The 23168-nt window shown below is 64.2% G+C and carries 20 protein-coding genes; 9 read left to right on the top strand and 11 right to left on the bottom strand.

Going from position 1 to position 23168, the window contains the following annotated elements; translation table 11 throughout:
* Positions 1-3: 3 nt before the first annotated feature.
* Both uspE and ttcA read left to right on the top strand, forming a co-directional pair.
* Positions 4-951 carry a universal stress protein UspE gene (gene uspE, locus AC1IN8_RS00420; protein WP_479757679.1) on the top strand — a complete coding sequence of 316 codons (948 nt, stop codon included), beginning with the start codon at positions 4-6 and terminating at the stop codon, positions 949-951.
* 67 nt (positions 952-1018) lie between these two features.
* Positions 1019-1927 carry a tRNA 2-thiocytidine(32) synthetase TtcA gene (ttcA, locus tag AC1IN8_RS00415; RefSeq protein WP_025327018.1) on the top strand — a complete coding sequence of 303 codons (909 nt, stop codon included), beginning with the start codon at positions 1019-1021 and terminating at the stop codon, positions 1925-1927.
* A 72-nt stretch (positions 1928-1999) separates the two neighbouring features.
* Here ttcA and AC1IN8_RS00410 read toward each other — a convergent pair whose 3' ends face one another.
* Positions 2000-2677, bottom strand: coding sequence for a DUF2987 domain-containing protein (locus tag AC1IN8_RS00410; RefSeq protein ID WP_479757678.1), 678 nt, complete (start codon positions 2675-2677; stop codon positions 2000-2002).
* Between the two features lie 16 nt (positions 2678-2693).
* The gene (locus AC1IN8_RS00405; RefSeq protein ID WP_479757677.1) at positions 2694-3452 is read right to left on the bottom strand and encodes a hypothetical protein; all 759 of its coding nucleotides are present in this window, start codon (positions 3450-3452) and stop codon (positions 2694-2696) included.
* A 278-nt stretch (positions 3453-3730) separates the two neighbouring features.
* Between AC1IN8_RS00405 and AC1IN8_RS00400 the strand changes: the two genes are divergently transcribed.
* The 7 genes from AC1IN8_RS00400 to AC1IN8_RS00370 all read left to right on the top strand — a co-directional run bounded on the left by AC1IN8_RS00400 (position 3731) and on the right by AC1IN8_RS00370 (position 10489).
* Complete coding sequence (locus AC1IN8_RS00400; RefSeq protein ID WP_479757676.1) at positions 3731-4348, top strand: glutathione S-transferase family protein; 618 nt, start codon at positions 3731-3733, stop codon at positions 4346-4348.
* 208 nt (positions 4349-4556) lie between these two features.
* Positions 4557-4976 carry a D-ribose pyranase gene (gene rbsD, locus AC1IN8_RS00395; protein ID WP_319913526.1) on the top strand — a complete coding sequence of 140 codons (420 nt, stop codon included), beginning with the start codon at positions 4557-4559 and terminating at the stop codon, positions 4974-4976.
* Between the two features lie 21 nt (positions 4977-4997).
* The gene (rbsA, locus tag AC1IN8_RS00390; RefSeq protein ID WP_479757675.1) at positions 4998-6569 is read left to right on the top strand and encodes a ribose ABC transporter ATP-binding protein RbsA; all 1572 of its coding nucleotides are present in this window, start codon (positions 4998-5000) and stop codon (positions 6567-6569) included.
* Positions 6566-7531 carry a ribose ABC transporter permease gene (gene rbsC, locus AC1IN8_RS00385; RefSeq protein WP_025327024.1) on the top strand — a complete coding sequence of 322 codons (966 nt, stop codon included), beginning with the start codon at positions 6566-6568 and terminating at the stop codon, positions 7529-7531. The genes rbsA and rbsC overlap by 4 nt, the downstream gene beginning before the upstream one ends.
* Positions 7532-7552: 21 nt before the next feature.
* Positions 7553-8428 carry a ribose ABC transporter substrate-binding protein RbsB gene (rbsB, locus tag AC1IN8_RS00380; RefSeq protein ID WP_041205808.1) on the top strand — a complete coding sequence of 292 codons (876 nt, stop codon included), beginning with the start codon at positions 7553-7555 and terminating at the stop codon, positions 8426-8428.
* A 100-nt stretch (positions 8429-8528) separates the two neighbouring features.
* Positions 8529-9461: a ribokinase gene (gene rbsK, locus AC1IN8_RS00375; RefSeq protein ID WP_479757674.1), complete on the top strand. Its 933-nt coding sequence runs from the start codon at positions 8529-8531 to the stop codon at positions 9459-9461.
* Positions 9461-10489 carry a substrate-binding domain-containing protein gene (locus tag AC1IN8_RS00370; RefSeq protein WP_479757673.1) on the top strand — a complete coding sequence of 343 codons (1029 nt, stop codon included), beginning with the start codon at positions 9461-9463 and terminating at the stop codon, positions 10487-10489. Before rbsK ends, AC1IN8_RS00370 begins: the two co-directional genes overlap by 1 nt.
* Positions 10490-10550: 61 nt before the next feature.
* On the opposite strand, the gene AC1IN8_RS00365 is transcribed toward AC1IN8_RS00370, so the two are convergent.
* The 9 genes from AC1IN8_RS00365 to pheS form a co-directional block, all read right to left on the bottom strand.
* The gene (locus AC1IN8_RS00365) at positions 10551-12209 is read right to left on the bottom strand and encodes a GGDEF domain-containing protein (RefSeq protein ID WP_479757672.1); all 1659 of its coding nucleotides are present in this window, start codon (positions 12207-12209) and stop codon (positions 10551-10553) included.
* A complete protein-coding gene (locus AC1IN8_RS00360; protein ID WP_479757671.1) occupies positions 12206-12688 on the bottom strand; it encodes a putative pterin-binding protein in 483 nt (160 codons plus the stop codon). Before AC1IN8_RS00360 ends, AC1IN8_RS00365 begins: the two co-directional genes overlap by 4 nt.
* A gap of 85 nt (positions 12689-12773) precedes the next feature.
* Positions 12774-13547 (bottom strand): Sir2 family NAD+-dependent deacetylase, encoded by a 774-nt coding sequence (cobB, locus tag AC1IN8_RS00355; protein WP_202045789.1) that lies wholly within the window; start codon positions 13545-13547, stop codon positions 12774-12776.
* A 72-nt stretch (positions 13548-13619) separates the two neighbouring features.
* Positions 13620-14234: a GNAT family N-acetyltransferase gene (locus tag AC1IN8_RS00350; protein WP_139434416.1), complete on the bottom strand. Its 615-nt coding sequence runs from the start codon at positions 14232-14234 to the stop codon at positions 13620-13622.
* A 3-nt stretch (positions 14235-14237) separates the two neighbouring features.
* On the bottom strand, positions 14238-15488 hold the full coding sequence (locus AC1IN8_RS00345) for a response regulator (RefSeq protein WP_479757670.1): 1251 nt from the start codon (positions 15486-15488) through the stop codon (positions 14238-14240).
* Between the two features lies 1 nt (position 15489).
* Positions 15490-19413 carry an ATP-binding protein gene (locus AC1IN8_RS00340; protein WP_479758448.1) on the bottom strand — a complete coding sequence of 1308 codons (3924 nt, stop codon included), beginning with the start codon at positions 19411-19413 and terminating at the stop codon, positions 15490-15492.
* 54 nt (positions 19414-19467) lie between these two features.
* Positions 19468-19764 carry an integration host factor subunit alpha gene (gene ihfA, locus AC1IN8_RS00335; RefSeq protein ID WP_005300715.1) on the bottom strand — a complete coding sequence of 99 codons (297 nt, stop codon included), beginning with the start codon at positions 19762-19764 and terminating at the stop codon, positions 19468-19470.
* A gap of 3 nt (positions 19765-19767) precedes the next feature.
* Positions 19768-22167: a phenylalanine--tRNA ligase subunit beta gene (gene pheT, locus AC1IN8_RS00330; RefSeq protein ID WP_479757669.1), complete on the bottom strand. Its 2400-nt coding sequence runs from the start codon at positions 22165-22167 to the stop codon at positions 19768-19770.
* A gap of 12 nt (positions 22168-22179) precedes the next feature.
* Positions 22180-23163 carry a phenylalanine--tRNA ligase subunit alpha gene (pheS, locus tag AC1IN8_RS00325; RefSeq protein WP_139434408.1) on the bottom strand — a complete coding sequence of 328 codons (984 nt, stop codon included), beginning with the start codon at positions 23161-23163 and terminating at the stop codon, positions 22180-22182.
* Positions 23164-23168: the final 5 nt, after the last annotated feature.

Genomic DNA, 23168 nt, shown 5'->3' with positions numbered 1-23168 from the left:
AACATGGTCAAGTACCGAAACATTCTGGTGGTGATCAACCCGGAAGAGGAGCGCCAGATCGCGCTCGAACGCGCGGTCAAGGTCGCCGAGCTGGACGAGGGCGCCCAGCTGACCCTGCTCCTGACGATTTACGACTTCTCGTACGAGATGACCGCCATGCTGTCGGTGGATGAGCGGGAAGAGATGCGCCACGGCGTCATTGCCCAGCGCCGGGAGTGGCTGGACGAGACACTGCAACCCTATCGCGCCAGGGGGCTGGAGTGCGAGATCAAGGTGCTGTGGCACAATCGCCCCTTCGAGTGCGTCATCCAGGAAGTGCTGGAGCATCGCCACGATCTGGTGGTCAAGGCGACCCACAAGCACTCCTTCCTGCAAACCTTCATCTTCACCCCCACCGACTGGCACCTGCTGCGCAAGTGCCCCTGCCCCGTCCTGCTGGTCAAGGAGGGTCACTGGCAGCGGGGCGGCAACATCATTGCCGCCATCAACTGCTCGAGTGACGATATGGAGCAGAAAGTCCTCAATGAGCGCATCACCCGCGAAGGGGTCGCCATCGCCGACTTGCTCGGCTCCAACCTCTATCTGGTCAACACCTATCCCGGCACGCCGGTGAATGTGGCCATCGAGCTGCCGGAGTTCGATCCCAACGCCTACAACGACGCCATCCGCAAGCATCACGAGGATCTGCTGCGAGAGCATGCCGATCAGTTCGGCATCAACCACATGTGGACCAAGGTGGCGGAAGGATTGCCGGAGGAGGTGCTGCCGGACATGGCGGACGAACTCAAGTCGACCCTGATGATCATGGGGTGTGTCGGTCGCACCGGTCTCTCCGCCGCCCTGCTCGGCAACACGGCAGAGCATGTGGTGGATCGGCTCAACTGCGACATCCTGATCCTCAAACCCGATGACTACAGCTGCCCGGTAGATGACAGACGTCATCCTGCATAAGCGTTTCTTGCCCTCCCCCGGGACATGGCTATAATAAGCCGCTTATTTTTGTCCCGGGTTTGAGGCCATGCTAGAAGAGCTTAACGCCAAAGAGAAATACAGTTTCAACAAGCTGCAGAAACGCCTGCGGCGCAACGTGGGTCAGGCCATCGCCGACTTCAACATGATTGAAGAGGGTGACAAGATCATGGTGTGCCTGTCTGGCGGCAAGGACAGCTTCGCCATGCTCGACATCCTGATGAGCCTGAAGGCCAGCGCCCCCATCCATTTCGATCTCGTGGCCGTCAACCTGGATCAGAAGCAACCCGGCTTCCCCGAGCACGTGCTGCCGGAATACCTGGCCGCCCTCGGCGTCGACTTCAAGATCGTCGAGGAAGACACCTACTCCATCGTCAAGGACAAGGTGCCGGAAGGCAAGACCACCTGTGCGCTCTGCTCCCGCCTGCGCCGTGGCATTCTCTACCGTACCGCCCAGGAGCTGGGCTGCACCAAGATTGCCCTCGGCCACCACAGGGATGACATCCTCGAGACCCTGTTCCTCAACATGTTCTACGGCGGCAAGCTCAAGTCCATGCCCCCCAAGCTGGTGAGCGACGATGGCAAGAACGTGGTGATCCGTCCCCTGGCCTACTGCAAGGAGAAGGATCTGGTGCGCTATGCGGAGGTCAAGGCCTTCCCCATCATCCCGTGCAACCTGTGCGGCTCGCAGGAGAACCTGCAGCGCAAGGCCATCAAGCAGATGATGCAGGACTGGGATCGCCGCTTCCCCGGCCGGATAGAGACCATGTTCACCGCCATTCAGGACGTGATCCCGAGCCACCTGCTCGATCACAAGCTGTTTGACTTCAAGAGCATCAACCGCGACTCCGGCATCATAGATGGCGGCGACAAGGCATTCGATCCCCCCGAGCTGCCGACCGCGCCCCTGCTCAACATCGACGAGATGGACGTGCTGGATGTGATAGAGGTGCGCTGAGCACCCTGCCAGCCACCACGAAAAAGGAGCGCCATGCGCTCCTTTTCTTTACCTGTCCGGCACCCGGCGTCTTCAGCCCTTGTGCAACCAGGGGGTCAGTCGCAGTATCTCCCCCTCGAGCTGCAACCTGCCCGCCGCGAAGTCGGCAAGTTGCTCGTTGCGAAGCAGCAGCTGGCTATCCTGCCAGGAGAGAGGCTGCTGATGGGCACCGTCGATGAGGTAGGCGGTGCCGCTCGGCTGCACCAGGGTCACCCGCACCCCCGCCATCTCCGGCAGGAAGTGTTTGCCGACCATGCCGGCCAGCTTGTCCAGCAGCGACTGCATCTCCTGCTGGCGTGTCACCACCTCGCTCACCCTGAACCCCTGGCCATCCGACACAGGGGGCGCATCGGCCATCACCTGCACCGACATGTCGCAGGCGGCGTGTGGTTCGGTCAGCTCCACCACCACGGTCGCCTTGTCGAGATTGAGATCGTCGTCATAGGGCAGGCGCAGCTCGCTGTCTATGGTCACCTCGGCGGCAACCTCCCTGTCCAGGGTCGAAACCCGGGCCGAGGCGAGCCCGCAGCGCTGACCACTTTGCGGATCGGTCAGATAAAATCCCAACCTGGCATCACCAAACTCGCCCTTGGCAAAGGTCTTCATCTGGCTGTAGAAGGTGCTGTACTGCAGATCCAGCGAGGGCGCAGCCACGCACAGCGCCGGCACTATCAGCAGACTTGCTCCCATGCCATGTCGAACCAGCTTCATATGCCATCCTTTTGCATCACGCGTTGAAATGATCGGGCCCTTGCCCGGTGGCGGCATTGTCCGCCACTTCGGTCACCTCCACGGCGACCCCACACAGATCCCGATAGAGGATCCCCTTGAGATTGAAATAGAGGGGGGCCACCCAGATAAGGCCTATGCCCATGGGGATGATGGCCAGGAAAAACAGCGCCAGCATGACGCCATGGAGCAGCACTATGCTGGGCCAGCCGCGGGCGAACAACTTGAGGGAGACCAGGATGGCCTGGGCCGGCGACAGGCCGCGCTCCAGCACCAGGGGCACGGTGAACAGCAGCCCCATGCCCACCAGGCCAGAGGGAATGAAGGCCAGCATCACCGGCAGGCCGAGCAGCTCGAACAGGGGGCCGAACAGGCTGGTGATGAGGCTGCCGAGCAGGCTCAGGGAGCCCAGACGCAGGAAGTGGCGGAAGAAGTCGAACACCTGGTTCGGTCGGGCCCGCACCCCCACCGACTGCTGCAACCCCAGCATGTCGAGGGAAGAGGTCATGGGAGACATGATGACGGTGATGAGCAGGCTCAATATCAGGGCCATGTCCATGTCACCCCCTTCCTGGCTGACATAGGGGGCCAGCAGGGTGTTGCTCAGCAGGATCCAGATTGCCATGACCCCGGCGATGGCCAGCGTCAGAGCGAAACCGGTGCGGCGGGTCTGTTGCCAGGCCTCTTTCAACACCCCTTGCAGGTCCAGACGGTATCCCTGGCTGAGGGACTGTTCGAGGGTTCCACCGATCCGCATTCTATTACTCAATTGTCTATCCAACATTCAAAAGCGACTGTTCCGAGGTGGCACATTATAGCGGTTTGACCGGGCATGCGTAGTCGTTTTTCCTGTTATCTTCCGTTCAGAAAGCCATTGATTTCACTGACAGCCGCCCTGTCGTGCGGCCCTCTGCCAGCCCCTCCGTTACCTGGCTTGGCCCTGGCCCGCCATGGGCGTAGGATGGATGGCCAAGACTCGACAGACTCGCTCTCTCGCGCACTTCATCCCGGATCACCCACACAAGGAAAGCTGCAATGTCCGAACTGACGCTCTATCTCGCCCCCGGTACCTGTGCCATGGCGGTGCGCATCGCCCTGGTGGAAGCCGGTGCCCCGCACCAGATCAAGCGCCTCGATCTCGCCGCCGGGGAGCAACGCACCCCCGCCTACCTTGCCATCAACCCCAAAGGCCGGGTGCCAGCCCTGGTGACGGAGCGCGGCGTGCTGACCGAAACCCCGGCCCTGCTGCTCTACGTGGCCCAGCGTTTCCCCGATACCGGGCTCGCCCCCCTGGACGACCCCTTCCTGCTGGCCAGGATGCAGGAGGTGCACAGCTTCCTCGCCTCGACGGTGCACGTCTCCCATGCCCATGGCCGCCGCGGCAGCCGCTGGGCCGATGACGAACACGCCATCGCCGCCATGAAGGCCAGGATGCCCCAGAACATGCGCGAGGGGTTTGCCGAGATAGAGCACCACTATCTGGCCGGTCCCTGGGTACTGGGGGAGCGTTTCAGCCTGGCCGACATCTACCTGTTCGTGGTGGCCAGCTGGCTCGAGAGCGACGGGGTCGCCATCGACGAGTTTCCCAAGGTGGCGGCTCACACCAGGCGCATGCTGGCGCGCCCCGCCGTGCAGCAAGCCCTCCTCCTCTGACCCCTTCCTCCCGTGGTACGGGTGCTCTTCTGGCACCCGTTTTTCCCTCCGACGGCCGGATCACTGAGATCGTTTTCACATTTTCGCCATCTGTTCCTAGACCCGTTAACGGTTAGCGCCTATCTTTCGCCCCAACGACGCAACCGGTTGCGTAACCGGTTGCCCAGATAAATATCCACATGCGGTCCCCATGCCGCCGAGGTGTTGTATGAAACGAGGCAAGCTGCTCAATGCTCCCCTGAGTGCCCTGGTGGCACAGATGGGCCACACCGACGAGATCACCGTCTGCGATGCGGGCCTGCCCATTCCGGCAGGGCCTGAGCGCATCGATCTGGCGCTGATGGCGGGCACCCCCAGCCTTGCAACCGTGCTGACCGCCCTGCTCACCGATCTGGTGGTGGAGAAGGTGATCATGGCGAGCGAAATAAAACTGATCAGCCCAGATGCCCATCAGGCGCTGGTGGATCAGCTGGAGGCGCACGCCGCCGCCCAGGGCAAACCCATCGCCATCGAGTACTGCCTGCACGAGGCGTTCAAGACCCGCTCCCGTCAGAGCAAGGCTGTGGTACGCAGCGGCGAGGTGACTCCCTACGCCAACCTGATCCTCTGCGCCGGTGTGGCGTTTTAAGCCTCTTCAAGGAAGCTGCAAATGAGCACAACCTCTCCCCTCTCACCCCTTGCTGGGCTCACCGGGAGCGTCAATACGCTCCCCTCGCCCATTCTGGAGCTCACCGGGATCGTCAAGACCTTCCCCGGGGTACGCGCCCTCGACGAAGCGGGACTGCGGGTCTATCCGGGCCAGGTGATGGCCCTGCTCGGTGAAAACGGCGCCGGCAAATCCACCCTGATGAAGGTGCTGACCGGCATCTATCAGGCCGATGCGGGCAGCGTCAGCTATCGCGGCCAGCCGGTCCACTTCAAGGGACCGCGCGACTCCCAGGATCAGGGGATCAGCATCATCCACCAGGAGCTGAACCTGCTGCCGGAGCTCTCCATTGCCGCCAACATCTTCCTCGGCCGCGAGCCGCGTACCCGCTTTGGCAACATAGACCACAAGCAGCTGCGCGAGCGGGCCAGCACCCTCTTGGCCCGTCTCGGGGTCAAACACGGACCGGACACCCGGCTCGGGGATCTCTCCATCGGCGAGCAGCAGATGGTGGAGATCGCCAAGGCGCTGTCGTTCGATGCCAGCGTCATCATCATGGACGAGCCCACCGATGCCCTGACCGACACCGAGACCGAGCAGCTGTTCGTGGTCATCCGCGAGCTACGCGAGCAGGGCTGCGGCATCGTCTATATCTCCCACCGCCTCAAGGAGATCTTCCAGATCTGCGACAAGGTCACAGTGCTGCGGGACGGCAAGTGGATCGGCGAGCAGGCGGTGAGCGAGCTGGACGAGGACAGGATCATCGAGATGATGGTGGGTCGGCGGCTGGAGGAGCAATACCCGCGTCTCGCGCGCGAGCTCGGCCCGGTCAGCCTGCAGGTAAAAGATCTGGCCGGCCCCGGCGTGCGCGGGGTGAGCTTCTCCCTGCGTCAGGGGGAGATCCTCGGCTTCAGCGGCCTGATGGGCTCAGGTCGCACCGAGCTGATGAAGCTTATCTATGGCGCCAGCCCCATCAGCAGCGGCGCTGTCGAGGTCGATGGCAAGGTGCTGGTGCCGCGCACCCCGGCCGACGGTCTGGCCGCCGGTATCGCCTATATCTCGGAGGATCGCAAGGGGGATGGCCTGGTGCTGGAGCTCTCGGTGCGTGAAAACATGAGCCTCTGCGCCCTCGGCGAATTCATCACTCACGGCAAGATAGATGGCAAGGCCGAGCGCCAGGCGGTGAGCGACTATGTTCGCCTGTTCAACATCAAGACCCCGAGTCAGGATCAGCTGATAAAACTCCTCTCCGGCGGCAACCAGCAGAAGGTGGCCATCGCCAAGGGGCTGCTGACAAGGCCCAAGGTACTGATCCTGGACGAGCCGACCCGCGGCGTCGACGTGGGGGCGAAGAAGGAAATTTATCAGCTCATCAACCAGTTCAAGAAGGAGGGGATGAGCATCATCCTGGTCTCCTCCGAGATGCCGGAAGTGCTCGGCATGAGTGATCGCATCCTGGTGATGCACGAAGGGCGCATCAGCGCAGAGTTCAACACCCGCGATGCCAATCAGGAGAAGCTGATGGCAGCGGCAGTCGGCAAACAGTGGCAAGCAGAGCAAGAGGCAGCACAATGACAACCCAAACCCTTCCCCGCCGTGGCGTCATGAGCAAGGCCTGGTGGATCGAGAACAAATCCCTGGTGGCGCTGCTGGTGCTGATCGGCGTGGTCTCCTTCCTGAGTCCCAACTTCTTCACCGCCGACAACCTGCTCAACATACTGCGTCAGACCTCGGTCAACGCCATCATGGCGGTCGGCATGACGTTGGTCATCCTCACCGCCGGTATCGATCTGTCGGTCGGCTCTGTGCTGGCCCTGTGCGGCGCCCTGGCCGCGACTATGGTCGCCATGGAGCTGCCGATCTGGTTGGTGGTGCCCCTCACCCTGGGGGCCGGCGCCCTGCTCGGCGGCGTCAGCGGCCTCATCATCGCCAAAGGCAAGGTACAGGCATTTATCGCCACCCTGGTGACCATGACGGCCCTGCGCGGCGTCACCATGGTCTACACCGAGGGGCGTCCCATCTCCACCGGCTTCAGCGATGGCGCCGATCACTTCGCCTGGCTCGGTACCGGTTACCTGTTCGGTCTGCCGGTGCCCATCTGGCTGATGGCCATCGTCTTCCTGCTGGCCTGGTACCTGCTCAACCACACTCGCCTCGGCCGTTACATCTATGCCCTGGGTGGCAACGAGTCGGCCACCCGTCTCTCCGGCATCAACGTGGCCCGGGTCAAGCTCGCCGTCTATGGCCTTTGCGGCATGCTGTCGGCCCTGGCCGGCCTCATCGTCACCTCCCGCCTCTCCTCGGCCCAGCCGACTGCCGGCATGGGGTACGAGCTGGATGCCATCGCCGCGGTGGTGCTGGGGGGCACCAGTCTGATGGGGGGCAAGGGCCGCATCATGGGGACCCTCATCGGGGCCCTCATCATCGGCTTCCTCAACAACGCCCTCAACCTGCTCGACGTCTCCTCCTATTACCAGATGATCGCCAAGGCCAGCGTGATTTTGCTCGCCGTGATGATCGATAACAAAAGCAAGTAAGCACACACAAGGAATGAAATGATGAAAAAGCTCAATACCCTGCTCGCTGCCGCCATCATGTCCGTGCTGGGCACCGCCCAGGCCGCCGATCAGACCCTGGCCATGGTGGTCTCCACCCTCAACAACCCCTTCTTCGTCACCATGAAGGAGGGGGCCGAAGCCAAGGCCAAGGAGCTTGGCTACGAGCTGGTGGTACTGGACTCCCAGAATGACCCGGCCAAGGAGCTCTCCAACGTGGAAGATCTCACCGTGCGCAAGGTCAACGCCATTCTGATCAACCCCACCGACTCCGAAGCCGTGGGCAACGCCATCCGCCTGGCCAACAAGGCCAATATCCCTGTGCTGACCCTGGACCGCGGCGCCGCCCAGGGTGAGGTCAAGGCCCACATCGCCTCCGACAACGTGGCCGGTGGCAAGCTGGCCGGTGACTTCATCACCGAGAAGCTGGGGGCCGGCACCAAGGTGATCCAGCTCGAAGGGATAGCCGGCACCTCCGCCGCTCGTGACCGTGGCGAGGGCTTCGCCCTGGCGGTCGCCGCCAACAAGCTGCAGGTGCTGGCTTCCCAGCCCGCCGACTTCGACCGCACCAAGGGTCTGAACGTCATGGAGAACCTGCTGGCGGCCCACCCGACCGTGCAGGCGGTGTTCGCCCAGAACGACGAGATGGCGCTGGGTGCCATCCGCGCCGTGCAGGCGGCCGGCAAAGAGGTGATGATCGTCGGCTTCGACGGCACCGACGATGGCAAGGCGGCAGTGGCCAAGGGTAAACTGGCCGCCACCGTGGCCCAGCAGCCGGCGCTGATCGGTGCCATCGGCGTGGAAACCGCCGACAAGGTGCTCAAGGGCCAGCCGGTGGAGCAATCCATCCCGGTGCCGCTGCAAATCGTCAGCAAGTAAGCATCACGGGGGGAGGCTTGCCTCCCCCTTTGTCTCCGGTGCAGAGCCTCCCGGCTTGGGCTCACTCAAGCCAAGATGTTCTCAATCAAGGGTGATCGATATGAATCGTCTCGTAGTTCTCGGCAGCGTCAATGCGGATCACGTGCTGCGCGTCCCCCACTTTCCCCGTCCCGGTGAAACCCTGACCGGTCACAGTTACCAGGTCGTTCCCGGTGGCAAGGGGGCCAACCAGGCGGTGGCCGCCGCCCGCCTCGGCGCTGCCGTCTCCTTTATCGCCCGCATCGGCGACGACGCCATCGGCCGCCAGATGAAGGCGGGCTTCGCCGCCGACGGCATAGAGGTGAGTGCGGTGGAGCAGGACGAGCGCCTCCCCACCGGCATCGCCATCATCTATGTGAGCGACGAGGGGGAGAACAGCATAGGCCTCTCCACCGAGGCCAACGGCGCCCTCGACACAGCCATGGTCAGACGCCATGAGGCCCTGATCGCGGGCGCCCATACCCTGCTGCTGCAGCTGGAAGTGCCGCTCGAGAGCGTGTTTGAAGCCGCCAGACTGGCTAGATCCCACGGCACCCGGGTGGTGCTCAACCCGGCGCCCGCCCAGCCGCTCTCGGCCGACCTGCTGGCGCTGGTGGATCTCATCACCCCCAACCAGACCGAGGCCGAGCTGCTGACCGGTATCAAGGTGACGGACGAGGTCAGCGCGGCCCAGGCGGCTGCCCGTTTCCACCAGATGGGGATAGCGGACGTGATGATCACTCTGGGGTCCCAGGGGGTCTATTGCAGCAACGCCCGGCAGCAGGCACTCATTCCGGGCTTTCGGGTCGAGGCGGTGGACACCACGGCCGCAGGCGATACCTTCAACGGCGCCCTGCTGGCGGCCGAGCTGGCCGGTGCCAGCTTCCAGGACGCGGTGCGCTTCGCCCACGGGGCGGCCGCCCTCTCGGTGACCCGCTTCGGGGCCCAGAGCTCGATCCCGGGCAAGCAGGAAGTCGACACCTTCCTCCAGTCCCAAGCGGTGCAGGGACACTGATGGCCAACATCAAGGAGGTGGCGGCGCGGGCTGGAGTCTCCACCACCACAGTCTCCCACGTCATCAACGAGACCCGCTTCGTGGCCGAGGAGACCCGGGAGCGGGTCTTCGCCGCCATGCGCGATCTCAACTATGCCCCCAGCCTGGTGGCCCGCAGTCTCAAGGTGAAGGAGACCAACAGCATCGGCATGCTGGTCACCACCTCCAGCAACCCCTTCTTCGCCGAGGTGGTGCGCGGGGTGGAGCGCTACTGCTTCGAGCAGGGCTACAACCTGATGCTGGGCAACACAGAGGGACAGGCCGAGACCGCCCTCTCCTACCTCAAGATGATGCTCAGAAAACGAGTGGATGGCCTGCTCATCATGTGCAGCGAGGGGCAGCAGGAGGTGTTCAACCAGCTCGACTGGCTCAAGAGCCTGCCTGTGGTGGTGATGGACTGGGGCATGGAGAACAAGGAGGTGGATCTCATCGCCGACAACTCCCATCGCGGCGGCTATCTGGCGACCCGCCACCTGCTGGCCCTGGGTCACACCGAGATCGGCTGCATCACAGGCCCCCACAGCCGGGCCCCGGCCAATCAGCGCCTGGCGGGTTTCGAGCAGGCGATGGGAGAAGCGGGGCTCACCGTCAATCCGCACTGGATCCAGGAGGGGGACTTCGACTGCGCCAGCGGCGCCGCCGCCATGACCCGCCTGCTGGCATTGCCCAGGCGCCCCAGCGCCCTCTTCGTGTGCAACGACATGATGGCCATGGGGGTGATCAGCGCCGCCCACCAGGCGGGACTTGTCATTCCGCGGGATCTCTCCCTGGTCGGCTATGACAACGTGGCACTGGCCGAGTTTATGTGCCCGCCGCTGACCACCGTCAATCAGCCCAAGGAGGAGCTGGGTCGCCTCGCCGTCACCCGGTTGCTGGCGCGGATCAACGGCGAGCAGATAGATAATCGCATGATCACCGTGGACCCAGACCTGGTGATCAGACACTCCTGCGCCCCCTTGCCGCCCTCCACTGCCACCCATCAGTCCTGATAGGCGCAATGACAAGGGCGGCCTCGGCCGCCCTTGTCATGCTCTATCCGCCACCAGCGGCTCAGCGGGGCTCCCGCTGTCTCCTCATATCCCCTTCCTGCGCCTCTGCCGGACGTCCCAGGCGCAGCAGCCCCAACTGGTGCGCCAGGGGCTGCAGCAGGGCATCGTGATCCGAGGGGTCGGGCAACCAGTAGCGCACCGGCCAGCCCGCGCGCAAGAGTGCGGGGGCGCGACTACCCAGCTCACGCAGGGCCAGCACGCAACCGCGCTGGCTCAGCTTCTCCAGCAGCAGGGTATCTTCCGTCAGGGTCGGCAACGCCAGGATGAGCGTCCGCTCTCCCAGGGGGGGCAGATAGGCCAGCACATGGGCCAGCTGGGACTGCTGATGGAGCACCAGGAGCAGCGGCAGCCGCTGCTCGGCGTCCGTCAGCAGCCGAGCCACCACGGGGCCCAGGATACCGCGCTCCTGCATCCAGTCCATGTCGCACCCCTGCTGCCCCACCCGCCAGCGCAGCGTGATGCCCAGCACCTGTTGCCCCCGCTCGTCCTCCAGGGTCTCCGAGATGGTCTCAAGCGGCGAGGGCGCCGCCCCCGCCAGCCACTCCCGCAGCTGATGCAGCTGGCGCTGGCCCATGCTCAGGGAGGCCTTCATCGCCGGCTGGTACCAGATCAGGGTCGCATTGTCCCGCTTGGCCTGATTCAGCGCCAATATGGCCTGCTCCAGCAGCTGATCCCCATCCTCCCCCTCCCCGGCCCTGGCCACCCCGAAGCGACAGGCCAGATCGAAGCTGCTCTCCCGGGTCACGAACTCGAACTGCAGCAGGTCCACCATGGCCTCCATGCGGGAGGTGATCGCCTCCTGCCCGGCGGCCAGCACCACGGCAAATTCATCCCCTCCCAGCCGGTAGGCTCGACCTGGATAGGCTTGTCGCAACCTGGCGGCAACCGCCTGCAGCAGGCGATCACCGACCTGATAGCCGAGCAGATCATTGACCTGCTTGAACCGCTTCAGATCGAGCACCACCAGGGCCTGGACATGGTTGCGCTGCAGGGACGGCCTGAGCTGGCCCTGCAAGGCGCGGCGATTGCCGAGCCGGGTCATGGGGTCGAGCAGGGAGAGGCGGCGATTCTGCAGATTGGTGCGGATCAGGGCGAAGACCAGCACGCCCCCCATCACCAGCAGGATCAGTTGCCAGATCTGGATCCAGAACAGGCTCTGGCGCAACTGATTGAGGGAGGCTTCCCGCTCCTGCCCCGAGAGGATCTGATCCCCTATCTGCTCCACCTGGCGGGTCAGCTCGGCAATCCGGATCAGCGACCGATCGAGGGCTTCCCCCTGTTGCAGCGCACCGGCCTGCATCTGGGGCTCGAGCGCCTTGATCTCGTCAAACAGCCCGGCCAACACAGTCCCCAGCCCATGACGGGCGCGTGCATCTGCAGTCTCGCTGCTGATCAGGAACACATCCAGCCGGTTCCACAGCAGATCGTAATCCAGGCTCAGGGTCTCCATCTCGAGAGCACCCGCCCGATAGAGGCGCAAATCGTAGAGAAAACGCTGGGATTCCTGCATCACCTGGCTGATGTTCCAGTGGATGTTGCGGTAGAAGATATCGACCAGCTGCTCGTGGCGGCTTTGCAGCAGCAGGCCCCAGACGGAGGAGAACAGAAACAGCAGAGAGATGGCTGCGAGCAACAGATTGTGGCGCTGTCGGCGGGTCACTTGACGACCTCGATGCGGATCGTCTGCCAGACCATGTTGTTATGGATGGCGGAGACATCCATCTCGGGATGGGCCGAGAGCGGGATCAGCAGCCAGAGCGGCCCCTTGTTGCGGCGGGTGAGCGGCTTGTCATCCTGATAGCGCACCAGGGTCAGCGGCACCTTGGCAAACAGGGAGAGATCGACCCGTTGCCGATAGCCATTGAGCGCCACCAGATCGAGCACCCTGGCCTCGGCGACCCCTTGCGCCGCCAGCATCGCCTTCAGGTCCGGGCCACGATAGCGGTGAACGCCGACCGTCCAGGGGGTCGCCGTCTCGAACTCGGTCTGCGGCAAGGCGGCCAGCGCCGCCTCATCCAGGCGGACCTCCCGCTTGTCTGGCAGGATCAGGTGCAACAGGGGTGAAGAAGAGGTTGCCTGAGTGCCGAACGCCGTCAGCACCAGCAGAAGAAAAGCGGTTCCATGCTTGAAAATATTCATATCCCTTGCGCCAGCTGCATCCTTTATTTTACGGGTCAGTTTGGCGGCTTCATTGAGCCAATGCAACTATGTCATTTCTCAATAGCTATGGCCCACGCATCTCCATCCAGTTATGACCGTCGATCTGTTTGGGCTGGTGTACGCCGCAGCGTTGCAGCAATTCATCCACGAAGGCCGGCACCAGCAGGGAGGCCGGGCCATATCGCTTCTCGTCAAACTGGCTGCCTACCTCGCTTGGCTCCAGGTTGAGCTCGACGGTGTGGGCACCGTTGAGGCCCGCCTCATGGACAAAGCCTGCCGCAGGATAGACGGCCCCCGAGGTGCCGATGGAGATGAAGAGGTCGCATTGCGCCAGCGCCGAGTAGATGCGATCCAGCCCGAGGGGCATCTCGCCAAACCAGACCACATGAGGCCGCAACGGCTGGGGCAGCTGGCAGCAGGAGCAGAGCTCCTCCTGGTGGAGCTCCCCACGCCACTCGATCACCTGCCCGGACACCGGACAGCGGGCCTTGAGCAGCTCGCCGTGCATATGGATGAGGTGCTTGCTGCCCGCGCTCTCGTGCAGGTTGTCGATGTTCTGGGTGATCAGGGTCACGCGCCCCGGCAGCAGGCGCTCGAGGCGCGCCAGGGCATAGTGGGCAGGATTGGGGTGGATCTCGGCGCGTTGCAACTGATGGCGCCGCGCGTTGTAAAAACGCTGAACCAGTTCGGGATCCCGGGCGTAGCCCTCGGGGGTGGCCACGTCTTCCACCCTGTGCTCCTCCCACAGGCCGTCGCAGGCCCTGAAGGTCTTGATACCGGATTCAGCCGAGATGCCGGCGCCGGTGAGGATCACGATATGTTTGGCTGACTGCACCATGGTTGATTTCCTCCAACGGATCACAGGCTGACCTTAGCACAACCGGCTGGCCCGGCACATTCGCCCTTGGTCTTAGGAATGCCGGGGCACCAGGGTGTCGAGAACGCTCAAGTCCAGCCGCACAAACACCATCTCCCGCCCCGTCACCAGGGTCAGCGGCAACCCCAGCCCCTTCAGCAGGGCCAGCATGGGCCTGTTCTGGCCGAGCACCTCGGCGGTCCACTCGCGGATCCCCTCCCCGTGCGCCAGCAATGCCAGCGCCAGCAGGATGCGGCGACCGGCCCCCCTATGCTGAAAATGATCCGCGACTATGCAGGAGAACTCCGCCCTGTCGGGATGCAGGCGCCGCCGGATGGACTGGGCCATGGCCAGTGGTGCGCCCTGCTCGTCGGTGAGCAGCAGCCCTATCTGGGGCGCTCTGGGGTAGTCGAGGAAGAAGGCGAGCTGATCGGCGGTGGCAGGCTGCTTGGCGCGCATGAAGCGCAGGTAGACACTCTGCTCGCTCAGCGCCTCGTAGGCCGCCTTCAGCCGCTCGGGATCGGATCCTGCCAGCTCCTGCAGCCGGCAGGGAATGCCGCCCACCTCCATCATCAGGGGCAGAGATGCCCGCGAGCCGGGGTGTACCCAGCCCGCCAGCGCCCGGTGCAGGCGCGCCTCATCAGGGGGCCAGCAGAGGTAGCGCGGCACGGGCTACCAGCGCCCCGCCATGCCGAGATCCTGCCACTGGGCGGCATCCTGCAGGTTGAAGGGGTCGTCGAGATAGAGGGCCATGCCGAGCTCGCGAGCACGCCCGATGAAGCGGGCCAGCAGGGCGTCGGCGGCCATCGCCTCCAGCTCCGGCAGCAGATGCTGCCCCAGCAGCAGGCTCTGGATTGGCAGCCGCTCCAGCTGATCGAAAGGCAGGTGCTGGGCATTGTCGAGCAGCAGGGCTAGCCTGGCCCCGGCAAGACTCGCCTGCAGCACCAGGGCGAAGCGATCCGCCTGGTTCAGCAAGTTATCCCGCCGATGGATGACCAGGGTCAGCTCGTTCGCCTGCCTGCCATGCTGCTCCAGCCATGCCTTGAGGGGATCCCAGTGAGGAGGCAGGCTGCTCACGGCCAGCCAGATTGGCAGGGGGCTGGAGGCCGCATCCGCCTGCAGGCCAAGCTGACCCCGCGCCTCTCCCTGCCAGTTGCGAATGGTGCGCTTCAGGCCACCCAGCCTGCGCTGGCGCTGCGGCCCCAGGTAGAGCGCCTTGAGCAGCCGCAGCAGATCGTCGCTCTGCAGCGGCTTGGCCAGGGCGGCCAGCACGTTGAAGCCGGCGTCGTGCAGCAGTCGCCTGGCGCCGTCGATCAGGGTCTGATCGTGGGCGGAGAGCAGTATGATGGGCAGGCCGCTGTGACGGTACTGGGGATGGCTCATCAGGAGACTGATGGCATCCTGCTCCGCCAGGCTGAGATCGCAGACCAGCAGCCCCACCGCCCCCTCTTCCAGCGCCTTGAGGCAACCTTCGCCGTCCTGCACCCAGTGACAGGGCAGCCCCAGCGCCTGGATCTCCTGCTGGATGCAGGCCCCCTGGAAGGGGTGATCCTCGAGCAGCAGGATCTGGAGCCGGGCGAGCCAGTCCCGCCACCCCTGCTCCCGCGCCTGCAACCCCTCAAGCCAGGGATCCGACAGGCGGTAGATCCCCACCCCCGGGGTCTGCAGCCGCGGCAGATAGTCGGCCCCCTCGTGGGAGGCGGGATCGAACAGGGCGATGGCCCCGGCGGCGAACAACCCCTCCCACTGCCAGCTCGCGTCCGGCCGGGTACGGTGCAGACTGGCATAGACCGGCAAGCCCGCCTCCTTTGCCGCCTGATGGGAGACGGCGTCCAGGGCATAGACGCTGACGGGGTGAAATACCGGCTCCTGGCTGACATCTGACTCCAGCAAGGCCAACAACTCTTCATCTGTGATGATCATCTCATGCTCTCTCGCCCAGTTGCCGGCAGACCTCTTCCACGGCCTGCTGCAATTCTTCCACCAAGGGGTGCCCGGGGGCTCGCTGCCAGCGCTCGATCACCTGTACCAGGGCGGCGGCCCCCACCATTTTGGCGGCCCCCTTCATCTTGTGTAAAGCCGTATTGAGGGCGCCTTCATCCCCTGCCGTGACGCACCCCTCAATCTCGGCCAGATCCTGACGAGCCGACTCCAGATAGAGGTTGATGAGCGCCGGGTTGAGCAGTGTCGTCATGGGGGTGATCTTGACCGAGCTCTCCACCAGGGGCGCACTGCTGCGACCGGAGACGGTGCGCAGCAAGATGGCCAGCTCCTTCAGCAGGACGGGTTTGTCCAGATGGCCCTGGCAGCCGCAATCCGCCAGGCGCTGGGCCGCCTGCTCGCTGAGATCGGCGGTGATCACGTAGACCGGCAGCTGCTGCCAGCGCGCCGAGGCCCGCAACTGCTTGCAGAGCTCGGCACCGTCCATCACCGGCATCTGCAGATCGGTCAGCACCAGATCGACAGATTCCCGCGCCAGGATCTCGAGGGCCAGACGGCCATTGGCGGCGCTCAGCACCCGGGCGCCCAGCTGACTCAGCTGCATGCTGATCAGCACCCGGTTCACCTCGTGATCTTCCACCAGGAGGACCCGCATGCCGGCGCCCGGCAGATCCGCGACCTCCCCGCTCCCCTGAACCAGCCTGGGTTGCAGCAGACTCACCACGGCGCCCGGGATCCAGGGCTCCCCCTGCCAGGACCAGGCACGCAGTCCCTGTTCATCCTGGGTGGCGGCGAGGGCGGGCGCCGTCGCCTCCTCGGTCACGCCAAACTCGGCGAGCCAGGCCCGCACGTACACCAGCTCCTCGGGGGGAAGCTGCAAGGACATCTGTTTGAACCTTGGCCGCCAGGGCGCCTTCTCCTGCGGCCCTTCGAGGGGCCATGCGCAGATGAAGCGGCTGCCGCCGGTGGCCACCGGCTCGACCCGGATCTCCCCTCCCATCTGCTCCATCAGCTGGCGACAGATGGCCAGCCCCAAGCCGGTACCCTGGGCCCTGAGCTGGCCCAGCTCCTCCCCTTGCTCGAAGGGCTGGAACAGCCGGGGCAGCAGCTCGGCACTGATGCCGGGGCCCTGATCGTCCACCCCGCACCAGACCCAGTCCCCGTGCCGGCGGGCCCAGAGCACCACCTCCCCCCGCTCGCTGAACTTGATGGCGTTGGAGAGCAGGTTGTGCAACACCTGCTGCACCCTGTGGGGATCGAGCGCCATCAGGGCGGGCAGCGCTGGATCCAGGTTGAGGCGCAGCTGCAGGTGTTTGGAGCGCGCCTTGGACCAGTGCACCGCCGCCACATGCTCGCACAGCTCCACCAGATCGGTCGGCTGCAGGGAGAGCCGCAGCTGGCGGCTCTCGTTGCGGCTGAAGTCGAGCACGTCGTTGAGCAGCCCGAGCAGCTCGTTGCCCGCCTGCCTGACGTGCGCCAGCACCGAGGCCTGCTCCGCGGAGAGCTCGGTCTGATCCAGCCACTCCAGCAAGCCCAGGATGGCGTTCATGGGAGTGCGGATCTCGTGGCTCACGGCGGCGAGGAAACGCCCCTTGGCGAGCACGGCCTGCTGGGCCTGCTCGTGGGAGAGCTGCAGGGAGTGCTCCTGCTCCACCCGGTTGGTCACATCCTGCACCACTCCGAAGACGCGCCACCCCTCCCCCTGACGGCGCCCCCTGCCGGAGAACTGCAGCCAGCGCGTGCCCTTGGTCGGATGCTGGTAGCGCAGCAGGTGGGAGAAGGGGCGCCCGGCCTGCAACATGGCCAGCATGGGGGCGCGCATCTCCCGCCTGTCCTGGTGGGAGATGCGGGTCAGGGTCTCGTTGGGATTGAGGCGGATCTGCTGGCTGGCCAGCCCCAGCAGCTCATGGCTGCCGCGACTGACGAACTCCACCCGGGTGATGGCGCCCCCTTGCAGGGTGAACTGCAGCACCACCCCGGGCACCGTATTGGTGAGGGCCCGCAGGCGGCGCTCCGCCTGGCGCAGCAAGCGGGTGCGCTCGCGCAAGGCGCTGATGTCGGACAGGGCGATGAGATCCCCGGCCGGGGCCTGGGGACCCAGGCGCAGCGGGATCTGGGCATAGGAGTAGACCTGATCCCGCAGGGCTATCTCCCCCTCAGCCCCCTGCAACTGCGGGGACGGCAGGACGAGATCGGTGGCGTAGCGCGCCTCCATCCGCTTGGCCCGCTTGTTGCGCTTGATCACCTCCCCCTTGTCATTGCGCAAGAACACCGGCACGGGCAGCGCCTGGAACAGGGACTCCCTGAACTTGCTCTCCAGCGCCAGCGCCTGCTCCGCCTTCTGGCGTTCGCGCGCCTCCTGGGCCAGCTGCTGGCGGGAGCGCCAGACTGACCAGATCACCCCAGCGCTAATAAGGAGAGCCAGCAGGACAGAGCCAAGCCAGAAGCCGTAACTGACCCCCTCTTGCTGGTTCAGGACCAGGCGCCGCCAACGCTGGACCAGCTCGCTCACCTGGCGATCGTTGATCGTCGTCAGGCTCTGCTCCAGCACCCCGGCAAGCCTTGGCTGATCCCGCCTGATGGCAAAGCCGAGGCCAAACACCTCAGGCAGCTCCGTGATGCTCAGCTCGCTCAGCTGGTTGTTGCGCAGCGGATATTGCAGCTGATAGAGCTCGGCCAGCATGGCATCGGCCTCACCGCTCTGCACCGCCGCCAGCCCTTGCAGCAGGTTGTCGGTCACCCCCCAGTCCTGTTGTCCGAACCGGGCCAGCAGGCTGGTGTCGTACAGCATGCGGGGCACGACTACCCTGCCCTTGACCGCGGCAAGGGCTTGATAAGCCCCCCGCTTGCGGCTGACCAAGGCATAGCGACTGGTTGCCACCGCACGGGTGAACTCGAACTCCTCGTGCAGTGCCGGCGACTCCAGCAGACCGGCCATCATGGCGGCCTCCCCGCTGCGCAGCCTGGCGAGCGCCTCCTCCTTGCTGGCAACGGGGATCAGCTCGAAATTCAGCCCCGTCTGGCGGCTCACTTCCCGCAGCACATCGCCGCTCCAGCCGATGAGCTCACCCTGCTGATTGACGCCGCTGTAGGGCATGAAGTCGGGATCCGCCACCAACTTGATGGTGCGCGCGCTGCCGACCAGCCAGGCCTGCTCCTTGTCGGTGAAGTGCAAGGGGTTGATGTCCTGCTCGCTCTGGGGCAGATAGCGCCCCAGATCCCGGTAGAGGCTGCCCGGCGGCAGGAAGCGGATCGCCGTGTCTATCAGCTCCTGCAACTGCGGCTTGTCGTCCATCATCAGCCGGTAGCTGATCACCAGATCGTCGCTGCGCAGCCGCCGCAGGCGCAGCCCCTCGTTCGGGAACTCTCGCATCAGGTAACGCAGTTGCAGATAGTCACCGAGGTAGGCGCTGCCCCTGCCCGCCACCAGGGCCCCGTACCAGTTCTCCGCATCGGTCAGGAGCCGCTGGGACGAGTGGGGATAGAGCCGCTGCAGAGTCTCCTCTGCCTGCCAGATGGGCGAGACCAGAAAGGTCGCCTGCTCGAGCTCCCCCCGATAGAGGATGGCGGACTCCGCCTCCAGCATGGCCCGGCTCAAGGCCATGCCGGGCAGGGTCTCCCGGGTTGGGCCCACATGGGGGATGAGATCGCACTGCCCGCGCTGCAAGCCCTGCAGGGTCGCCGCCCAGTTGGGCAGTTTTTCAAAGCGCAGCGGCACCGGCAGTTGCCGGGCCAGGCGTTTCATCTGATCGATGAGCAGGCCCCCCTGCGCTTCCAGATAGGGAGGACGCTGCAGGGCCGGATAGCAGAAGGTCAGCCCGGTGAGCGTATCGGCATAGGCCTGGGTCTCGGCTGACAGGGGGAGCGTGGCGGCACGCAGCGGCAAGGCCAGCAGCGCACCAAACAGGAAGAGGGTCTTTATCATCGAAACGCAAAAGCCAGGCATTTGCCTGGCTTTTCTTTACTCATTGGGTTCAACATTTTCTACCCTGGCCTTGAGCTTCTGGCCAGGCCGGAAGGTCACCACACGACGGGCGCTGATGGGAATATCCTCGCCCGTCTTGGGGTTACGTCCGGGACGCTGGTTCTTCTCACGAAGATCAAAGTTACCGAAGCCTGAAATCTTGACTTGTTCACCGCGCTCGAGCGCCTGTCTGATTTCCTCAAAGAAGGCTTCCACCATGTCTTTGGCTTCACGCTTGCTCATCCCGAGCTGGGTGAACAGGTGCTCTGCAATGTCGGCTTTGGTAAGCGCCATAGATCAATCCCTCAAGGATGCATTCAACTCTTCACCAAGGGCCCGCACGACATTGTCTACGGTCTCGGCAATCTCTTTCTCCTCCAGGGTGCGCTGGGTGTCTTGCAACACTAGACTGATGGCCAGGCTCTTCTTGTCCTCTGCCATACCAGCACCCTGGTATACGTCGAACAAGTTTATTCCAACTAACTGATTTCCGCCAACTTTTTTAATTACTGCCAGGACGTCACCGGCCAGAACCGCAACGTCGACCACCACGGCGATGTCACGGCGGTTGGCCGGGAAGCGGGAAACTTCGGCCGCAACCGGCACCTTGGCAGGGGTCAGCTTGTCCAGTTCCAGCTCGAACATCACGGCACGGCTCTTGAGACCCAGCTTCTTCTCGAGGCTCGGGTGGATCACCCCGATGTGGCCGATGACGGCGCCATTGCGCAGGATGGCGGCGCTCTGGCCCGGGTGCAGGGCGCTGTGCTCGGTACGCTCGAAGCTGAAGGTGGCCCCTTCGGCGGTGAGATCCAGCACGGCTTCCAGATCCCCTTTCAGATCAAAGAAGTCGCTGCCACGGCTCTTGACGTCCCAGTGCTCGTCGCTCTGGTTGCCGGTGATGATGCCGGCCAGCATGGGCTCCTGACGGATGCCGTTCTCGGCGCTCGCGTCCTTGATGAAACGTAGGCCCTGCTCGAACAGACGCACACGGCCCTGCTGACGGTTCTGGTTGTAGACCACAGCCTGCACCAGACCCGGGAACAGGGAGACACGCATGGCGGACATCTCGACCGAGATGGGGTTTGGCAGAACTATGGCATCGCTCTGGGGGAACAGGATCTGCTGGGCCTTGGGATCCACGAAGCTGTAGGTGATCGCCTCCTGGAAACCTCTGTCGACCAGCAGGTCACGCACCCGCTTCAGGGTCACCTGGCCTTCGGCCTGCTCCACCATCGCCAGGGAGGCGGCGGGTTTCAGGTTCGGGATGTTGTTGTAGCCGTAGATGCGGGCCACTTCCTCGATGAGGTCCTCCTCGATGGCGATATCGAAACGCCAGGAGGGGGCCAGCGCGGTCCAGCCGTCGGCGTCCACGGTCACCTGCATGCCGAGGCGGGTCAGGATCTCGAGCACCTGGGCGTCGGCCACGCTGATGCCGATCACCTTGTCGAGTTTGGCACGACGCAAGCGGATGGGGGCAGCCTTGGGCAGATGGGCATCGGATTTGACCTCGATGACGGGGCCTGCTTCACCGCCGCACTCTCCGCCACAAATGTCCAGCAGCAAACGGGTGGCTCTGTCCATCACCTTGGCTTGCAGCTCGGGATCGACCCCGCGCTCGAAGCGGTGGGAAGAGTCGGTGTGCAGGCCGTAGGCACGTGCACGGCCAGTGATGGAGAGCGGCGCGAAGAAGGCGCACTCCAGCAGGATGTCGGTGGTGGTCTCGGACACACCGGTGCGATCGCCGCCGAAGATACCGGCCATGCAGGCAGGGCCTTTGGCATCGGCAATCACCAGGGTGTTGTCTTTGAGCTTCACCTCGGTACCGTCGAGCAGGGTCATCGGCTCATCGCTACGGGCGCGGCGCACCACCAGCTCCCCTTCCAGCTTGGCCAGATCGAAGGCGTGCATCGGCTGACCGTATTCCAGCAGCAGGAAGTTGGTGATGTCGACGATGGCGTCGATGGAGCGGATGCCGCCACGGCGCAGCTTCTCCTGCATCCAAAGCGGGCTCTGAGCGCGCAGGTTCAGCCCCTTGATGACGCGACCCAGATAACGGGGGCAATCGGCGGGCGCCTCGACCCGGATCGGGAAGCTGGCGTCAATGGTGGCGGCGGCAGGCGTCCAGCTCGGCTCGACCACGTCGACGCTGTTGAGCACGCCGATCTCGCGGGCCAGACCCGCGATACCGAGGCAATCGGCACGGTTCGGGGTCAGATCCACGTCGATGGCGACGTCATTGAGGTTGAGGTAGTCGCGAATGTCGGTGCCGATGGGGGCATCGGCCGGCAGCTCTATGATGCCATCGGCTTCGACGTCGATCCCCAGCTCGCTGAAGGAGCAGAGCATGCCGTGGGACGGCTGGCCGCGCAGCTTGGCTTTCTTGATGGTGAAATCACCCGGCAGGGTCGCCCCCACCTTGGCCACACACACTTTCAAGCCCTGACGGCAGTTCGGCGCGCCGCAGACGATGTCCAGCAGCTCGGCCTCGCCCACGTTGACCTTGGTCACCCGCAGCTTGTCGGCGTCCGGGTGCTGGGCGCACTCGACCACTTCACCCACGACCACATTGTTGAACTGGCCGGCTACCGCTTCCACGGCGTCCACTTCCAGACCGGCCATAGTGATCTGCTCGGCCAGTGCGTTGTCACTCAACTCGGTGCGGACCCACTCCATCACCCAGGATTTACTGAATTTCATGTTCTCTCGCCCTTACTTGAACTGCTTGAGGAAGCGCAGATCGTTTTCGAAGAAGGCACGCAGGTCGTTGACCCCGTAACGCAGCATGGTCAGGCGCTCAACGCCCATGCCGAAGGCAAAGCCGGAGTATTTTTCCGGATCGATGCCGACCGAACGCAGCACGTTCGGGTGCACCATGCCGCAGCCCAGCACTTCCAGCCACTTGCCGTTCTTGCCCATCACGTCCACTTCGGCGCTTGGCTCGGTGAACGGGAAGTAGGAGGGGCGGAAGCGAATGGTGAGATCTTCCTCGAAGTAGTTGCGCAGGAAGTCGTGCAGTATCCCCTTGAGCTCGGTGAAGCTGGCATGCTCGTCCACCAGCAGGCCTTCGACCTGGTGGAACATGGGGGTGTGGGTCATGTCGTAGTCGTTACGATAGACGCGACCCGGCGCTATGATGCGAATAGGCGGCTGCTGATGTTCCATGGTGCGGATCTGCACGCCCGAGGTGTGGGTACGCAGCATCAGATCGGGATTGAAGTAGAAGGTATCGTGATCGGTACGCGCCGGGTGGTGAGCCGGAATGTTCAGCGCATCGAAGTTGTGGAAGCCATCTTCAATCTCGGGACCGCGCTCGACCTTGAAACCCATCTCGCCAAACAGGCGCTCGATGCGTTCAATGGTGCGGGTCACCGGGTGCAGGCCACCGTTCTCGATACGACGACCCGGCAGGCTGATGTCGATGGTCTCGGCCGCCAGCTTCTGGTTCAGCACGGCAACTTCGAGGGCTTCACGACGCGCGTTCAAGGCATCCTGAACCAGCTGCTTGGCCTGGTTGATCACCGCGCCTGCGGCGGGACGCTCCTCAGGCGAAAGGGCGCCCAGGCCCTTCATCTGCTCGGTAAAAAAGCCCTTTTTACCCAGATATTTGACCCGGATTTCGTCGAGGGCGGCGATGTCGCTTACGCCCTCAATTTCGGCCTTGGCCTGGCCGACTACTTCTTCAAGCTGTTGCATGTCTT

It is taken from the genome of Aeromonas sp. 130281 (assembly GCF_056642115.1).
Note: the sequence above shows the minus strand (reverse complement) of the source record. Positions and strands in the feature narration are given on the sequence as shown.

Excerpts from the sequence above, each read along its gene's own strand:
- uspE (WP_479757679.1), top strand. The coding sequence starts at position 4 with ATGGTCAAGTACCGAAACATTCTGGTGGTGATCAACCCGGAAGAGGAG.
- ttcA (WP_025327018.1), top strand. The coding sequence starts at position 1,019 with ATGCTAGAAGAGCTTAACGCCAAAGAGAAATACAGTTTCAACAAGCTG.
- AC1IN8_RS00410 (WP_479757678.1), bottom strand. The coding sequence starts at position 2,677 with ATGAAGCTGGTTCGACATGGCATGGGAGCAAGTCTGCTGATAGTGCCG.
- AC1IN8_RS00405 (WP_479757677.1), bottom strand. The coding sequence starts at position 3,452 with ATGCGGATCGGTGGAACCCTCGAACAGTCCCTCAGCCAGGGATACCGT.
- AC1IN8_RS00400 (WP_479757676.1), top strand. The coding sequence starts at position 3,731 with ATGTCCGAACTGACGCTCTATCTCGCCCCCGGTACCTGTGCCATGGCG.
- rbsD (WP_319913526.1), top strand. The coding sequence starts at position 4,557 with ATGAAACGAGGCAAGCTGCTCAATGCTCCCCTGAGTGCCCTGGTGGCA.
- rbsA (WP_479757675.1), top strand. The coding sequence starts at position 4,998 with ATGAGCACAACCTCTCCCCTCTCACCCCTTGCTGGGCTCACCGGGAGC.
- rbsC (WP_025327024.1), top strand. The coding sequence starts at position 6,566 with ATGACAACCCAAACCCTTCCCCGCCGTGGCGTCATGAGCAAGGCCTGG.
- rbsB (WP_041205808.1), top strand. The coding sequence starts at position 7,553 with ATGAAAAAGCTCAATACCCTGCTCGCTGCCGCCATCATGTCCGTGCTG.
- rbsK (WP_479757674.1), top strand. The coding sequence starts at position 8,529 with ATGAATCGTCTCGTAGTTCTCGGCAGCGTCAATGCGGATCACGTGCTG.
- AC1IN8_RS00370 (WP_479757673.1), top strand. The coding sequence starts at position 9,461 with ATGGCCAACATCAAGGAGGTGGCGGCGCGGGCTGGAGTCTCCACCACC.
- AC1IN8_RS00360 (WP_479757671.1), bottom strand. The coding sequence starts at position 12,688 with ATGAATATTTTCAAGCATGGAACCGCTTTTCTTCTGCTGGTGCTGACG.
- cobB (WP_202045789.1), bottom strand. The coding sequence starts at position 13,547 with ATGGTGCAGTCAGCCAAACATATCGTGATCCTCACCGGCGCCGGCATC.
- AC1IN8_RS00345 (WP_479757670.1), bottom strand. The coding sequence starts at position 15,488 with ATGATCATCACAGATGAAGAGTTGTTGGCCTTGCTGGAGTCAGATGTC.
- ihfA (WP_005300715.1), bottom strand. The coding sequence starts at position 19,764 with ATGGCGCTTACCAAAGCCGACATTGCAGAGCACCTGTTCACCCAGCTC.
- pheT (WP_479757669.1), bottom strand. The coding sequence starts at position 22,167 with ATGAAATTCAGTAAATCCTGGGTGATGGAGTGGGTCCGCACCGAGTTG.
- pheS (WP_139434408.1), bottom strand. The coding sequence starts at position 23,163 with ATGCAACAGCTTGAAGAAGTAGTCGGCCAGGCCAAGGCCGAAATTGAG.